The organism is Rhodanobacter sp. Root179, assembly GCF_001428465.1.
Lineage (GTDB): Bacteria > Pseudomonadota > Gammaproteobacteria > Xanthomonadales > Rhodanobacteraceae > Rhodanobacter.
Genome location: NZ_LMHR01000073.1, coordinates 32,489 through 48,237 on the forward strand (window position 1 = coordinate 32,489; position 15,749 = coordinate 48,237).

Genomic DNA, 15,749 nt, shown 5'->3' on the forward strand with positions numbered 1-15,749 from the left:
CGTTTCAGCGAATCCGTGGCCCGCTGCGGCAGCGGCCGTCGTGCTCAGACGCGGCCGTAGACATCGTCGAAACGCACGATGTCGTCCTCACCCAGATAGCTGCCGGACTGCACCTCGATCAGTTCCAGCACGACCTTGCCGGGGTTGCGCAGGCGGTGCTTGCTGCCCAGCGGGATGTACGTGCTCTGGTTCTCGCCCAGCAGGAACACCTTGTCGTCGCAGGTGACCTCGGCGGTGCCGGAGACCACGATCCAGTGCTCGGCGCGATGATGATGCTTCTGCAGGCTGAGCGACGCGCCCGGCTTGACCTGGATCCGCTTGACCTGGAAGCGCTCGCCTTCCTCCAGGGAGTCATAATTGCCCCAGGGGCGGTGCACCACGCGATGCAGCGAGTGTTCGCTGCGGCCGGCGGCCTTCAGTTGCTCGACGATCTTCTTCACGTCCTGCGCGGCGTCGCGGTGGGCCACCAGGGTCGCGTCCGGCGTGGTCACCACGATCAGGTCATCGACGCCCACGGTGGCCAGCAGGTGGCGGTCGTGCGAACGCAGCAGCGAACGATGCGTGTCCACCGCCAGGGTGTCGCCTTCGCGCAGGTTGCCGTCGGCGTCCTTGTCGCCGGTCAGCCACAGTGCCGACCACGAACCGATGTCGCTCCATGCGCAGCTGACCGGGATCACCGCGGCACGACGGGTCTTCTCCATCACGGCGTAGTCGATCGAGTCGTCGGGCACTGGGGCGAACGCGTCGCGGTCGATGCGCACGAAGTCCAGATCGACCGTGGCTTTCGCGTGCGCCATGCGCACCGCTTCCAGCATCGCCGGCGCGTGCGCGGCCAGTTCTTCCAGGTAGCGCGCGGCCTTGAACAGGAACATGCCGGAGTTCCAGTCGTAGCCGCCGTCGGCCAGGTAGGACTGGGCGGTGGCCAGGTCGGGCTTCTCGACGAACTGCTCGACGCGATAGCCGTGGCGGTCGATCGCGTCGGCGCGGCGGATGTAGCCAAAGCCGGTTTCCGGCCGGTCCGGGCGGATGCCGAACGTCACCAGCCAGTCCTGCGCCGCCAGCGGCTGCGCCTGTCTCACGGCCTCGACGAAGGCGTCGGTGTCGCCGATCAGGTGATCGGCCGGCAGCACCAGCAGCATGGCCTCGGGGTCGCGCTGCAAGGCCTGCAACGCACCCAGCGCGATCGCCGGCGCGGTGTTGCGGGCCAGCGGTTCCAGCACGATGCTGGCGTCCCTGATGCCGGCCTCCAGCAACTGGTCGGCGGCGAGGAAGCGGTGATCCTCGCTGGCCACCACGATCGGCGCGGCGACGTCGGGCAACTGGCGGGTGCGCGCGATGGTCTGCTGGAACAGCGTGCCCTTGCCGGCGAGCGCGAGGAACTGCTTGGGCAGGTTCTTGCGCGAGACGGGCCAGAGCCGGGTGCCGCTGCCACCGCTGAGGATGAGGGGGATCAACATGGTGGCAGGATCTCGTTCAGTGCGTGGATGAGGCAAGCTGGCGCATGGCATCGCGCAAGCCCTGCGTCCAGTCCGGCAGGGCAAGGCCAAAATGCCGCTGGAAACCGCCATTGTCCAGCAGCGACCAGGCCGGACGCACGGCCGGCGTGGGGAATTCGCTGCTGTCGATCGCGAGCACGCCGGGCACGCGGGCCAGCAGGCCCTGGGTGGCGGCCTCGGCGAAGATCGCGCCGGCAAAGCCGTGCCAGGTCGTCGCGCCGCTGGCAACCAGATGATGGGTGCCGGCCAGTGCGTCGCGTTGCACACGATCCGACGACAACCAGCGATCGAGTGCGGCGAGTGTTCCGTCTACGATCAGGCCGGTGTCGGTGGGTGCGCCGTGCTGGTCGGCCACCACGCGCAACTCGTCGCGTTCGGCGCCCAGGCGCAGCATGGTGCGCAGGAAGTTGTGGCCATGCGCCGCGTAGACCCAGGCGGTGCGGAAGATGAAATGGTCGGCGTCGCTGTCGCGCAGCGCGAGTTCGCCGGCCAGCTTGCTGCGGCCATAGGCGCCGAGCGGACCGGTGGCTGCATCGACCGCGTACGGCTGCGACTGCCGACCGTCGAACACGTAGTCGGTGGAGTAGTGGATCACCAGCGCGCCACGTGCCGCGGCCCAGTGGCCGAGCACGCCCACCGCCTCGCCGTTGACGCGGGTAGCCAGGGCCTCCTCCTGCTCGGCGCGATCGACTGCGGTATAGGCGGCGGCGTTGATGATCACGTCGGGTTGCACGCGGTCGAGCAGGGCGGGCAGGGATGCGGGGTTCGACAGGTCGGCGAGCTCGCCGGGCCCGCCGCCGGCCAGCACGCCATCACGACTGGCGGCGACCAGCTCGCCGCGCGCGGCGAGGCCGCCGTGATCGAGCAGGCTGCGGCCGAGCTGGCCGTTGGCCCCGAGCAGCAGGATCTTCATGCCACGTAGACCGGCAGGCGCTCCGCTGGCACGTCGGCGAGCAGGGGCGTCTTGCCGTCCTTGTCCGACAGCAGCGGCGCGCTGATCGGCCAGTCGATGCCGAGCGCGGCGTCGTTCCAGCGGATGCCTGCGTCGGCCCTGGGGTCATACAGCGCGGTGCACTGGTAGCTGAAGGTGGCGAACTCGGACAACACGCAGAAGCCGTGCGCGAAGCCTTCAGGCACCCAGAAATGACGGTGGTTGTCGGCCGTCAGCATCACGCCGATCGACTGACCGAAGGTGGGCGAGCCGCGGCGGATGTCCACCGCCACGTCGTAGACCTCGCCTTCGAGCACGCTGACCAGCTTGCCCTGCGGATTCGGCCACTGGTAATGCAGGCCGCGCAACACGCCGCGCGCCGAGCGCGACACGTTGGACTGCACGAAGCGGTGATCGACGCCGGCCTCCTGGTACTTCGCCTCGTTGTAGCTTTCATAAAAGAACCCGCGGGCATCGCCGAACACCTGGGGTTCGAGGATCAGCGCGCCGGGCAGGCTGGTCTGGATCACCTTCATCGGGCGTGTCCCTCGCGCACCAGACCCTGCAGATACTGGCCGTAGCCGGTCTTGGCCAGCGGCGCGGCCAGTCCCAGCAATTGCTCGTCGTCGATCCAGCCGTTGAGGTGGGCGATCTCCTCCGGGCAGCAGACCTTCAGGCCTTGCCGGTTCTCGATCGTCTCGATGTAGTTGCCCGCTTCCATCAGCGATTCGTGGGTGCCGGTGTCGAGCCAGGCAAAGCCGCGGCCGAGCTGCTCCAGGTGCAGCGAACCGTCGTCGAGGTAGCAGCGGTTGAGGTCGGTGATCTCCAGCTCGCCGCGCGGCGACGGCTGCAATGCCGCGGCGTAGTCGCAGACGCGAGCGTCGTAGAAATACAGTCCGGTGACGGCGTAGTGGGACTTCGGTGTGGCGGGCTTTTCCTCCAGCCCGACCACTTTTCCGTCGGCGTCGAATTCCGCCACGCCGTAACGCTGCGGGTCCTTCACCCAGTAGCCGAACACGGTGGCGCCGTGTTCGCGCGCCGCGGCACGCTTGAGGCGCTCGGTGAAACCGTGGCCGTAGAAGATGTTGTCGCCCAGCACCAGGCAGCTGGGCTTGCCGTCGACGAAATCACGGCCGATGGTGAACGCCTGGGCCAGCCCGTCCGGCGACGGCTGCACCGCGTAACGGATGTCCAGGCCCCACTGCGAGCCGTCGCCCAGCAGGCGCTGGAACATCGCCTGCTCGTGCGGCGTGTTGATGATCAGGATCTCGCGGATACCGGCCAGCATCAGCGTGGCCAGCGGGTAGTAGATCATCGGCTTGTCGTACACCGGCAGCAGCTGCTTGCTGATCGCGCGGGTGATCGGGTGCAGCCGCGTGCCGGAACCACCGGCGAGGATGATGCCTTTCTGCGTCGTGCTCATGAGCCGAGGCGCTCCATGCGATAGCTGCCGTCCAGCACGCGCTGGCTCCACGACTGATGGGCGAGATACCAGTCCACCGTCTGCGCGATGCCGGTCTCGAAGGTGTGGGTCGGCCGCCAGCCCAGTTCATCCTGCAACTTGCTCGAATCGATCGCATAGCGGCGATCGTGGCCGGGCCGATCCCTGACGTAGTTGATCAGCGATTCGCGGGGGCGCCCGTCGGCCAGTGGCTGGCGCGCATCGAGCAGGGCGCAGATGGTCTTCACCACGGTGATGTTCTCGCGCTCGGCATTGCCGCCCACGTTGTAGGTCTCGCCCACGCGACCGGCGTCCAGCACGCGGCGGATCGCGCTGCAGTGATCGCCCACGAACAGCCAGTCGCGGATGTTGAGTCCATCGCCGTAGACCGGCAGCGGCTCGCCGGCCAGGGCCTTCTGGATCACCAGCGGGATCAGCTTCTCGGGGAACTGGTACGGCCCGTAATTGTTCGAGCAGTTGGTGGTCAGCACCGGCAGGCCGTAGGTGTGGTGGAACGCCCGCACCAGGTGGTCGGAGGCGGCTTTGGACGCGGAGTACGGGGAGTTCGGAGCGTACGGCGTGGTCTCGGTGAACTTGCCCTCGGCGCCCAGCGAGCCGTAGACCTCGTCGGTCGACACGTGCAGGAAGCGGAAGCCGTCGCGGGCGGCGCCCTCGAGGCCGCGCCAGTAGTCGCGGGCGCATTCGAGCAGGCCCAGCGTGCCCACCACATTGGTCTGCACGAACTCGGCCGGGCCGTCGATCGAGCGGTCCACATGCGATTCGGCGGCGAAATTGACGATGGCGTCGGGCCGGTGCTCGGCCAGCAGCTTCGCCACCAGTTCACGATCGCCGATGTCGCCCTGCACGAACAGGTGCCGCTCGTTCCCGTCCAGCGAAGCAAGCGTGTCGGGGTTGCCGGCGTAGGTGAGCTTGTCCAGGTTCACCACGCGCAGACCATCGGCGATGGCCTGCAGGACGAAGTTGGCACCGATGAAACCGGCTCCGCCGGTGACCAGCAATATCTTCATGTATCACTCCAATTTGATCCCAAGTATTCTGTCATACAGGGGTGTGAAGTGGCATGGCCCCATGGTTCCGGCCCGCTGCGGGCGTTCATGTCACGTATGCCGAGCGCCTGAAGCTGAAGTGTGTTGGTCCGGTTTTATGCACGTCGCGTCGCGATGAGATGGTTGTTCCAGGCATACCTGAGGTGGTTGTGTCGGTACGTTCCCTGAAAGCACTTCATCCGATGTTGAGAGGTTTTCTCATGCGGACCTTGTCAAGTCCGCGCTGGGCCGGAATCCGTCACGGAATTCCGTTGCCGATCCGGCAATGGGTCCGTGGCAGGCTGGAAAGGCCGATCAGGCATGATCTGGGCTTCAGGCGAACCAGCGAATGGGGCAGCGACACGCCGACGGTTCCCGACGTGGGGTCCGGTGATGGGCCGCCGAACGTCGCGGCGGCGCACGGAGTCAATCTCCATGGGTACCTTTCCCGCTGGCTGGGTCTTGGGGAATGCGCGCGACTCTATGCGAATGCCATGCTTGCCACGAAGTATCCGGTTTCGTTGTACGACGTGGACATCGATATCCCGCATCCCCGGCATGACCGCACGCTGGCCGCCCATCTGGGCACGGCTTCTCCGTACCGGTGTGATCTGATCTTTGTCAATCCGGATCATTGGGCGGACACCTTGCTGAGCGCCGGCATCTCGACAGCTCGGGGCCGTTATGTGATCGGCTACTGGTTCTGGGAGCTGGAGAACTTTCCCGAAGACTGGCGACTGGCCATCGATCAGGTCGATGAAATCATGGTTTCGTCCGCCTTCGTCGAACAGGCGATGCGGCGGATCTGCAACAAGCCCGTGACGCGCGTGCCGCTGCCGTTGGTGCCGGGGACGAGTGACAGCAGCCTGCAGCGTCACCATTTCGGCTTGCGTGACGACGATTACGTCTTTTTCTGTTCTTTCGATTTCAATTCGACCGTCGCCAGAAAGAATCCGCAAGCGGTCATTGATGCCTTTTGCAAGGCGTTCCCACGCGGGGACGAGAAGGTCTCATTGCTGATCAAGTCCAGCAATGGAAACCGCAACACCGCTCTGCTGATCCAGTTGCTGGGGGCTGTCGCACGCGATGCGCGCATCCAGCTGCGCGACGACCTGCTCGAGCGCCATCACCTCCAGTCATTGCATCGCTGCATCGACGTCTATGTTTCGCTGCATCGTTGTGAGGGCTTCGGACTGGGCATGGCCGAGGCGATGTGCCTGGGCAAGGCCGTGGTGGCGACAGGCTATTCGGGCAACCTGGAGTTCATGACGCCGGCGAACAGCTGTCTGGTGGATTACAGGATGATTCCCGTACAGCGGGGCCAGTACCCCTACGCGGACGGTCAGCAATGGGCCGACCCCGACCCGCGACATGCTGCGCAACACATGCGCGCGCTCTATCAGGACCGTACGCTGGGCAGCCGCCTGGGGGCACAGGCGAAACGCGACATGGCCAGCAACTTCTCGGTCGAGGCCTGCATGTCGGTGCTGACCCGGCGGCTGCGCCAGATCGATGACGAACTGCAGGGCACTGCATGATGATGCCGTTTGCTTCCGCGACTCCGACGGATTTTTTGACATGACGAACAAGACGGAAGGCCTGTCGCCGGCCAGTGCCATTCGCACTGATGCATCGGTACCGGCCGCGGGCATCGACTGGCGGCTGCTGGCGGACCAGCGGCTGACGCGGCTGGTGGAGATCGAACATGACCACAGCGTCATGCGTGATCGATTGGCCTTGCTGCAGGTGGACTATCGCGAAATGCTCGTCGCCAGTGATCAGCGGCTGCGGCGTCTGGCCGAGCAGGATCGGGAGCGCGTGGAACTGGAACGGCGCCTGGCCGAACTGGCGAGGGAACACGCACGCATGCATGCGTCCTTCGTCGAGAGCCGCTCATGGCGCCTGACAAGGCCACTGCGACTGTTGTCCACGTGGCGCCGGGAAGGGCGCCATCGCCCCGGGAACCTCGTTCGCGCGATGTTGCGCGTGCCGCTTTTCCGGCGTGTCGCCAGGCGGCTCGTGCGTGTTGTGCCAGGTCTGCATGCACGCCTGCGGTCACGCCTGTATCCGCAGGCCGCCGGTAACGACCACGGAAACGTCCATTGAACGGATACGGAATGCCGCGATGAAGATCGTGCTGGATCTCCAGGGCGCGCAATCGCACAGTCGGCATCGGGGCATCGGGCGCTATACGCTGTCGATGGCGAAGGCTTTCGCGGTCGAGGCGGGCCGGCACGAGGTATGGCTGGCGCTGAACGGGCGGCAGGATGAAAGTTCGCTCGGCATCATCGAGCAGTTCGATGGGCTGATTCCGCGCGAGCGCATGCTGGTCAACGAACTGCCCTCCGGCATTGCAGCCTGCCAGCCAGGCAACCAGCGGCGCGTGCAGATGGCCAGGGTCGCCCACGCGGGCTTTCTCGGCGGATTGCGCGCGGACTGCATCTGGCACAGCAGCCTGTTCGAAGGCTGGGGCGATGATTCGACGGCGGCGCTGGGCAGCGGTATCGACGATCATCGGCATGTGGCCACCCTGTACGACCTGATCCCGCTGCTGAATCCCGCGCGGCACCTGCACGACGCCGCCTACCGGCGCTGGTACTACCAGCGGCTGGGCCTGCTCAAGCGCTGCGGTTTGCTGCTGGCGATTTCCGAATCGTCGCGGCGAGAGGCCATCGACGCATTGCAGCTGCGGGCGGAGGATGTGGCCGTGGTATCTGGTGCTCCCGATCCGGTGTTCCGGCCCATGCCGATCGATGCCGCCTGCCGGGCCCGCTGGCAGCAGGACTGGGGCCTGCGTCCGGATTTCGTGCTGTATGCGGGAGGTTACGACGCGCACAAGAATGTGGACACATTGATCGCCGCGTTCGCCGAACTTCCTGCCAGCGTCGTGCAGCGGCATCAACTGGTGCTTGCCGGTCGATGCGATCCGGTGACGGCAGCTCAGCTGCGCCAGGTGGCACACCGGCATCGCCTGGCTGCCGATCGGCTGGTTTTCACCGGGACCCTGGCGGATGAGGAGCTGGCGCGACTGTATTCAGGCTGCACCCTGTTCGTGGCGCCATCGCTGCACGAGGGGCTGGGCCTGCCCCCGCTGGAGGCGATGGCGTGCGGTGCCGCGGTGATCGGCTCGAACGCCGCCAGCCTGCCGGAGGTGATCGGGCGCGAGGATGCATTGTTCGATCCGCGCAGCCGCAGTTCGATTGCGGCCAGGTTGCAGGCCGTGCTGAGCGGGGATGGCCATGTCCAGAGCCTGCGGGCGCACGCCCGCGTGCAGGCGCGTCAGTTCAGCTGGCCGGTCAGTGCGCGCAAGGCACTGGCGGCCATCGAGAGTCATGTGGGGAACAAGGCGAAGTCGCGGGGCGGGCGGTGCGCCCGACCGCGGCTGATCTACGTGTCGCCGTTGCCGCCGGTGCGGTCGGGTATCGCCGATTACAGCGCCCGTCTGCTGCGTGAGCTGGCCTGCCATTACGAGATCGACGTGGTGGTCGATCAGGCCGAGGTGACCGATCCGTGGGTGCTGGCCAGTTTCCCTGTTCGTTCGCTGCAATGGTTTGTGGACCATGCGGCCGAGGATCGAGTGCTGTACCACTTCGGCAATTCGCCGTTTCACGCGCACATGTTCGGCATGCTGCAGCGGCACCCCGGCGTAGTGGTGTTGCACGATTCGTGGCTGGGCGCAGCGAGAAACTGGATAGCGCACGCCGCCGGCGAGCCTTCGGCGTTCCTGCGCCTGCTGTACGACAATCACGGTCATGCCGCCTTGCTGCACGACCTGCGTCATGGCCGCCCTTCGACGCTCGATACTTGGCCAGTCAACCGGGACGTGATCGAGCGGGCGCTTGGCGTGATCGTGCACTCGCACTACGCCGTGAAACAGGCGCGTCTGCACTATGGCGCGGCGGCCGCGGACAAGTTCGTGGTGGTGCCATTTCCGAAACAGCGTACCTACGGCGATCGCCGGCTGGCGCGGCGCCTTCTCGGCATCGGGCCGGATGACTTCGTGGTCTGCAGCTTCGGCATGCTGGCACCGACGAAATTGAACCATCGTCTGCTGGAGGCATGGCTGCAATCCGCGCTGACAAACGACAACCGCTGCCGGCTGATTTTTGTCGGAGAGAACCACGGCGGTGAGTATGGTCAGGCGCTGACTTCGGCCATCAGCGCTGCCGCTGGCGGCGAGCGTATCCACATCACCGGCTTTGTCAGCGCCGACAGCTATGCCGACTATCTGGCCGCCACCGACATCGTGGTGCAGCTGCGTACCGACTCGCGCGGCGAGACTTCGGCCGCGGTTTTCGATGCGCTTGCCCATGGCTTGCCGCTGATCGTCAACGCCCACGGCACAGCGACGGAGTTGCCCGAAGCCGCGGTGCTTCGACTTGCCGACCAGTTCAGTGATGCCGAGCTGGTCTCCGCCCTGCAGGAGCTGAGGGACGAGGCCGAATCACGTGCGCGGCTCGCCGCCGAAGCGGCCCACGTGATCGGGCAGCAGCACCATCCGGCCGAAGTGGCAGGACGCTATCGCGAGGCGATCGAGGCCTTCCACCAGCGCTCGCCGGGGGCCGGACAACAGCGCCTGCTGGAAGGCCTGGCGCGCACGGACGCCGGATTTGCCATGGACGCTCCGGCTCGACGGGAATTGCAACAGGCCCTGGTTGCGAACCAGCCCTTGGTGGATCGACCGCGGCTGTATGTCGACGTTACCGCCACTGCCGGCAACGACCTGCACACGGGTATCGAGCGCGTGGTGCACGGCGTGCTGTCGGCGCTGCTGCAGCATCCGCAGGCGCAGTACCGGATCGAGCCGGTGCGGCTCGTAAATGGCAGTTACCGCTACGCTGGCAGTTACGCCCTGAAGGTGCTCGGGCATCCGTCGTTCGAACTGCCGGAAGAGGTGGTGCAGCCGCGGGCGGGCGACATCCTGCTCGGACTGGACTGGGTGGCCGACGCGCTGCCGGAAAACACGGCCCTGCTCGATGCCTGGCGCGTGCGCGGCGTGTGCATGCTGTTCGTGGTGTACGACCTGCTGCCGGTTCGCCAGCCGGCATGGTTCCCAGACGGCATCGCCCGGATGCACGGGCGCTGGCTGCAGTGCATTGGTCGATACGCCGATGCCCTGCTGTGCATTTCCCGGTTTGTCGCCGACGACGTGCGCCAGTGGTTCGACGAACATCCGCCATTGCGACATGACGCACTGCCTCTGGGCTATTTCTACCCGGGCAACGACCCGGGTGCGGCGCGGCCGAGCATGGGGTTGCCACCGGACGCCGGCCAGGTGCTGGCGCGCTTGCGCGGGTCGCCGGCTTTCCTGATGGTCGGCACGATCGAACCACGCAAGGGGCATGCCCTAGTGCTGGACGCGTTCGAACAGCTGTGGGCCGAAGGCGTCGATGCGGTCCTGGTGGTGGTCGGTCGACAAGGCTGGATGTCCGACGCACTGGCGGCACGGATGCGTTCGCATGCGGAAGCGGGGACCCGAATGATCTGGCTGGAACAGGCCAGCGACGAATATCTCGAACAGATATATGACGGTGCTCGCGCGCTGGTGGCGGCCTCCGAGGCCGAGGGCTTCGGCCTGCCGCTGGTGGAGGCGGCACGCCGCGGCCTGCCGGTCATGGCGCGAGACATCCCGGTATTCCGCGAAGTGTCTTCGGCGTTTGCCAGCTATTTCGATGGCGGGCGCGTGGAAAGTCTGGTCGAGGCATTGCGGCAGGCGGCGGCCACGGACCGCGCCAGGCACGCCCCGAAGGCCGACGCCGTGCTCGGCTGGCAGGACACGACCGCCCGCCTCTGGAACATGCTGTTCGATGGCGCCCATGCGCAATGGCTGCCACCCTGGCGGCCGGACACGCAGCCTGTCGACAGTTGAGGCAACTCACGGGATGGTGATTCACCGCTTGGACAGACGCCGGCTTGCCCGTAGCATGTCCGTACTCAACCGTACGCAGGAAACCGCATGAAGGCAGCGTTGATCACGGGCATCACCGGACAGGACGGTGCCTATCTGGCGGAGCTTCTGCTGCACAAGGGCTACCGGGTGGTGGGAGCCTACCGTCGCACCAGTTCGACCAATTTCTGGCGCATCGAGGAACTGGGCATCCTCGGCCACCCGCAGCTGGAGCTGGTGGAGTTCGACCTTACCGACATGGGTGCGGCGATTCGATTGCTGCAGAAGTATCAGGTCAGCGAGGTCTACAACCTCGCCGCACAGAGTTTTGTGGGCGTGTCGTTCGACCAGCCGTTGACGACGACGCAGATCACGGGCGTGGGTGCACTGCACTTGCTGGAGGCGATCCGGGTGGTCGATCCGTCGATCCGCTTCTATCAGGCGTCCACTTCGGAAATGTTCGGCAAGGTGCAGGCGGTTCCGCAATCCGAGGACACGGCGTTCCATCCGCGCAGCCCATACGGCGTGGCCAAGCTGTATGCGCACTGGATCACGGTGAATTATCGCGAATCCTACGGTCTGTTCGGCGCCAGCGGCATCCTGTTCAATCATGAGTCGCCGCTGCGCGGACGCGAGTTCGTCACGCGCAAGATCACCGATGCGGTGGCGAAGATACGACTCGGCAAGCTCGACGTGCTGGAACTCGGCAACCTGCACGCGCAGCGCGACTGGGGCTATGCAAAGGAGTATGTCGACGGCATGTGGCGCATGTTGCAGGCCGAGACCCCCGAAACCTGCGTGCTGGCCACCGGGCGTACCGAAACGGTACGCAATTTCGCCACCATGGCGTTTGCGGCCGTGGACATCGAACTGGCATGGGAGGGTACGGAAGCCGATGAGCACGGCGTGGATGCACGAACCGGGAAGACCCTGGTGCGGATCAATCCGCGTCACTACCGGCCGGCAGAGGTCGACCTGCTGATCGGCGATGCGAGCAAGGCCCGTGCCGCATTGGGCTGGTCGGCGCAAACGTCGCTCGAATCACTGTGCCGGATGATGGTCGAGGCCGATCTGCGCAGGAACCAGCATGGCTTCTCCTTCTGAGACAGTGCCGCGGCGGGTGCTGGTCACCGGCCGCGACGGCTTCACCGGCCGCTACGTGGCGCAGGACCTCGAACGTGCCGGTTACGAGGTCTGTGGCCTGAATGCCCACGGCGGGCGTGTCGACCTGCTCGATGCCGCGGCGGTGCAGGCCGCGGTGGCGGGAATTCGCCCGTGGGCGGTGATCCACCTGGCGGCGATCGCGTTTGTCGCCCACGGCGACGTGGATTCGCTCTACCGGACCAACATCGTCGGCACGCGCCATTTGCTCGCCGCGCTGGCCGAGCTGCCGGCTGCGCCATCGATCGTGGTACTGGCCAGCAGCGCCAACGTGTACGGCCAGGCCGCGGGGCAGACCGGCAAGCTTGATGAAAGCGTGCCGGCGGCACCGGCGAATGATTACGCGGTGAGCAAGCTGGCGATGGAATACATGGCGCGAACCTGGTCCGACCGCCTTCCCCTGGTGTTTACCCGACCCTTCAACTACACCGGCGTAGGTCAGGACGAACGTTTCCTGATTCCGAAAATCGTCGCCCATTTCCGTCGTGGTGAAGGGATCGTCGAGCTGGGCAACCTCGACGTCTGGCGGGAGTTCATGGACGTGCGGACGGTCGCCTGGACATACCGTCGTTTGCTGGAAACATGCGGCGAAGGCGACACCTTCAACATCTGTACGGGCAACAGCCATTCGTTGCGCGAGGTGGTCGCAATGATGGAGGACATCGCCGGTCATGCGATCGAGGTCCGGGTGAATCCGGCCTTCGTGCGCGCCAACGAGGTGCAATGTCTTGTTGGCGATCCAGCCCGGTTGCAGAGGCGCATTGGCCCATTTCCGCAGCGGGTTTTACGGGAGACTTTGCACTGGATGTATGGCGCCTGATGCCATGCCATGGCGTGTGATCGTCACGTCAGCGCCAAGCCAGCTGCTGCCCACAAAGTCCTCCATGTCCGTATTGAATACATGAAAGATCAATGCGTTGTCGCGCCACTCGAAGTTCTTGTCCACATGAGAGTCCTCACGAGACAGCGACAATGAAACGGAATAACTGCCCTTGCCAAGCCGCGCCGGAAAGCTGAAGCAGTAAGTGGCTTCCTCCCCCGCGGCCAGATCTTCCAGGGGCTGTTCGAGGCGGTGCGTGTTGATTCCATAGATCGCTTGGCCGAGGCGATCCTTGACCAGGAAACCGAGTACCAACCGCGGCAATGCCGAGTTCACTCTTACACGAACTTGCAGGCGAAGTGGTTCGCCAACCTCCACGGTATCGGCGGGACGATCGTGCTGGTTAAGCAGGCGCACATCGACAATGCTGGCCTCACCCGATCCGGATATGGTGGTAACCCGGCCGTCGGCGAGGGTTTTCTGCTGGATCCTGTGGTGGTTTTGTTCGGCCATCATGGCGTTGTAGTAATCCAGTACGTCGACGGGTAATCCCTGCATGCGGATGCGACCAGCGTCCATCAGGATGGCGCGGTCGCAGACAGTCTGGATGGCATAGCGATCGTGCGAAACGATCAGCAAGGTGGTGCCCTCGCGCCGGAACTCGCGGATGCGCTCGAAACTCTTGTGCTGAAAGTACGAGTCGCCCACCGAGAGTGCCTCATCGACAATCAGGATATCCGGTCGCTGGGCGGTCGCCACGCTGAAGGCCAGCCGCATTTGCATGCCGCTGGAATAAGTGCGCACCGGCTGGTCGATGTATTCGCCGATCTCGGCAAAGGCCTCGATGTGCGGCATCAGTTGGGCAATCTCTTCCAGCGACAGCCCCAGCAACTGGCCACCCATCACCGCGTTCTGCCGTCCTGTGAAATCGGGATGGAAACCCATGCCAAGCTCCAGCATGGCAGCCACGCGCCCGCCAATCGTGATCTCGCCGCAACTGGGGCGCACGGTGCCGGCGAGCATCTTCAGCAGAGTGCTCTTGCCGGCACCGTTGGCGCCGACGATACCCACCGCCTCGCCGGCGTGCAGATGGAAGTCGATGTCCTTCAACACCCAGTGCTCGATGTGGCGCGGCTTGCCGGCAGGCAAAATCCACTCGGCCAATCGCGACCACTGCCCCGGATATTGCTTGTAGGCCTTGCCCAGGCCACTGACGCGGACGTCGCCCATCAGAGTTCGTCCACCATTTCACCCGCCCGACGGCGGAACAGCGTGAGTGCCACCACGCACAGTCCCGCGGCCAGAACGGCAACGGGCCAGATCGTGGACCACGATGGAGCCAGTCCATATACGAAGATGCCCTGGTAGGCCTGCGCCAGCGGGGTCATCGGGTTGAGCTTCATCCATGGTCTGACCGGCGCTGGCAAGGTAGCGGTGGAATAGATGATCGGGGTGAACCAGAACCAGAATTGCAGCAGGATGTTGACAAACTGGCCGACGTCCCGAAAAAAGACATTGAGCACGCCGGCGATGATGCCCAGCCCGGTGGCAAATGCAATCTGCACCAGCAGGACCGGTATCGCGTACAGGATGACCCAGCCCGGAAGGCTGTGGGTGACTGCCAGAAAAGCCAGGAAGATCGAGAAGGTGATCGCGAAGTTCACCACGGCGTTGATCACCGTGATCGCGGGCAGGCAGATGCGCGGGAAGTTCAGCTTCTTGATCATGTTTCCGTTGTCCAGGAACACCGTCTGCCCACGTTGCAGGATCTCGCCGAACAGTCCCCAGGTCAGCAGACCGGCGCACAGGAAGATGCTGTACGCGTAGGGACTGTCGATGCCGGGCAGGCGCGTGCGCATCAGTTCGGAGAACACCACGGTATAGACCGTGATCATGGCCAGCGGCTGCAACACGGTCCATGCTGCGCCCAGCAGCGAGTTGCGATAGCGCGCCTGGAACTCGCGCTTGACGCTGCCCATGATGAAGCCGCGATAGCGCCACAGGGTGCGGGTGAGGGCGAGGCTCATGAGGCGGCCACGCGGTCAATCGGTTGCTGGCGGACGTGGGAGGGCCGGATCTGGATCATGGCTTGCGCGCAACGATAACCTGGCTCTTGGGCATGAATTGATCCAGTTGCTGTTTGAGCTGGGTGCCTTGCGGCAGCGCCAGAATGGCACGCCAGGACTCGGTCCAGTGATCCAGCGCCGGATGGCTGGGTTTGCCCAGATCCACCTCGCAGGCCCAGAACAGCGCCCACCAGATCGACCAGAAAAACCCGTATTGGGTGTGTTCCTCGATGATCAGCCCGGCATGCGTCACCATGTCGGCAAACTCGGAGCGCTCGATGATACGGACGTGGTTCGGCTTCTGGAAGTAACTCGACGGTGCCACATGCTTCTGCAGGTTCTCCTGCAGGGCGCCCGGTACGGTCAGCAGATAGAGCGCGCCCGGCTTGCCGATGCGTACGAGCTCGGACAGTAGTTGCCGAGGATCGTCCACGTGTTCGAGTACCTCGGTGCACAGCACTCGGTTGGCCACCGCGTTGGCCAGCGGCAGCGGATTGCCGTTGCTGACATGGCTGGCATGGCCGCCCGGGCAGCCTTCCGCCAGGCGCGACTCGATCGCGGCGATCACTTGCGGGTCGATGTCGACCGCAGTGACGTGGGCCCCGCGCCGCGCACAGAACATGCTGGCACCGCCGTCGCCGCAGCCCACGTCGACCACCGAATCACCGGGTCCGATCGGAATGCCGCGAAAAACCTCGTTGGTGCTGTTCTGGAACCAGCCGCTGAGCACCGCATCATGCAGGCCAACGCCGGCGGCGCCGGACAAGTCGACTACCTCCGCTGGCTGACCAGCAGGTGCAGGCGCTCCGGCCTGCTCCGGAGGTGGCGCCAGGCCTAGCAGCTTTTTGGTGAGATCGGACATGGTTACTCCGTCGATGGTGGCGTGTGGTGGACGTATCAA

General features: G+C 65.1%; 13 protein-coding genes. 5 read left to right on the plus strand and 8 right to left on the minus strand.

Going from position 1 to position 15,749, the window contains the following annotated elements; all coding sequences use genetic code 11:
• Nucleotides 1-44 precede the first annotated feature (44 nt).
• The 5 genes from ASD82_RS08365 to rfbB are packed head-to-tail and all read right to left on the minus strand — an operon-like array spanning nucleotide 45 to nucleotide 4,896.
• Complete coding sequence (locus tag ASD82_RS08365) at nucleotides 45-1,457, minus strand: mannose-1-phosphate guanylyltransferase/mannose-6-phosphate isomerase (RefSeq protein WP_056717372.1); 1,413 nt, start codon at nucleotides 1,455-1,457, stop codon at nucleotides 45-47.
• A gap of 16 nt (nucleotides 1,458-1,473) precedes the next feature.
• Nucleotides 1,474-2,409 (minus strand): dTDP-4-dehydrorhamnose reductase, encoded by a 936-nt coding sequence (gene rfbD, locus ASD82_RS08370; RefSeq protein WP_056717373.1) that lies wholly within the window; start codon nucleotides 2,407-2,409, stop codon nucleotides 1,474-1,476.
• On the minus strand, nucleotides 2,406-2,963 hold the full coding sequence (gene rfbC, locus ASD82_RS08375; protein ID WP_056717374.1) for a dTDP-4-dehydrorhamnose 3,5-epimerase: 558 nt from the start codon (nucleotides 2,961-2,963) through the stop codon (nucleotides 2,406-2,408). Before rfbC ends, rfbD begins: the two co-directional genes overlap by 4 nt.
• Nucleotides 2,960-3,850, minus strand: coding sequence for a glucose-1-phosphate thymidylyltransferase RfbA (gene rfbA / locus ASD82_RS08380; protein ID WP_056717375.1), 891 nt, complete (start codon nucleotides 3,848-3,850; stop codon nucleotides 2,960-2,962). Before rfbA ends, rfbC begins: the two co-directional genes overlap by 4 nt.
• On the minus strand, nucleotides 3,847-4,896 hold the full coding sequence (gene rfbB, locus ASD82_RS08385) for a dTDP-glucose 4,6-dehydratase (RefSeq protein WP_056717376.1): 1,050 nt from the start codon (nucleotides 4,894-4,896) through the stop codon (nucleotides 3,847-3,849). Before rfbB ends, rfbA begins: the two co-directional genes overlap by 4 nt.
• 53 nt (nucleotides 4,897-4,949) lie before the next feature.
• Here rfbB and ASD82_RS08390 point away from each other — a divergent pair, with 53 nt between their 5' ends.
• The 5 genes from ASD82_RS08390 (at nucleotide 4,950) to ASD82_RS08410 (ending at nucleotide 12,782) form a co-directional block, all read left to right on the plus strand.
• Nucleotides 4,950-6,452 (plus strand): glycosyltransferase, encoded by a 1,503-nt coding sequence (locus tag ASD82_RS08390; protein WP_082585283.1) that lies wholly within the window; start codon nucleotides 4,950-4,952, stop codon nucleotides 6,450-6,452.
• 40 nt (nucleotides 6,453-6,492) lie between these two features.
• Nucleotides 6,493-7,020, plus strand: a complete 528-nt coding sequence (locus tag ASD82_RS17710; protein ID WP_056717378.1) for a hypothetical protein — start codon at nucleotides 6,493-6,495, stop codon at nucleotides 7,018-7,020.
• 19 nt (nucleotides 7,021-7,039) lie between these two features.
• Complete coding sequence (locus tag ASD82_RS08400; RefSeq protein WP_056717379.1) at nucleotides 7,040-10,783, plus strand: glycosyltransferase; 3,744 nt, start codon at nucleotides 7,040-7,042, stop codon at nucleotides 10,781-10,783.
• Between the two features lie 87 nt (nucleotides 10,784-10,870).
• Nucleotides 10,871-11,905 (plus strand): GDP-mannose 4,6-dehydratase, encoded by a 1,035-nt coding sequence (gene gmd / locus ASD82_RS08405; protein WP_056717380.1) that lies wholly within the window; start codon nucleotides 10,871-10,873, stop codon nucleotides 11,903-11,905.
• On the plus strand, nucleotides 11,889-12,782 hold the full coding sequence (locus ASD82_RS08410; protein ID WP_056717381.1) for a GDP-mannose 4,6-dehydratase: 894 nt from the start codon (nucleotides 11,889-11,891) through the stop codon (nucleotides 12,780-12,782). Before gmd ends, ASD82_RS08410 begins: the two co-directional genes overlap by 17 nt.
• Here ASD82_RS08410 and ASD82_RS08415 read toward each other — a convergent pair.
• The 3 genes from ASD82_RS08415 to ASD82_RS08425 are packed head-to-tail and all read right to left on the minus strand — an operon-like array spanning nucleotide 12,747 to nucleotide 15,710.
• Nucleotides 12,747-14,012, minus strand: coding sequence for an ABC transporter ATP-binding protein (locus ASD82_RS08415; RefSeq protein WP_056717382.1), 1,266 nt, complete (start codon nucleotides 14,010-14,012; stop codon nucleotides 12,747-12,749). The genes ASD82_RS08410 and ASD82_RS08415 overlap by 36 nt on opposite strands.
• The gene (locus ASD82_RS08420; protein WP_056717383.1) at nucleotides 14,012-14,809 is read right to left on the minus strand and encodes an ABC transporter permease; all 798 of its coding nucleotides are present in this window, start codon (nucleotides 14,807-14,809) and stop codon (nucleotides 14,012-14,014) included. Before ASD82_RS08420 ends, ASD82_RS08415 begins: the two co-directional genes overlap by 1 nt.
• Before the next feature lie 55 nt (nucleotides 14,810-14,864).
• On the minus strand, nucleotides 14,865-15,710 hold the full coding sequence (locus ASD82_RS08425; protein ID WP_056717384.1) for a class I SAM-dependent methyltransferase: 846 nt from the start codon (nucleotides 15,708-15,710) through the stop codon (nucleotides 14,865-14,867).
• Between the last annotated feature and the right edge of the window lie 39 nt (nucleotides 15,711-15,749).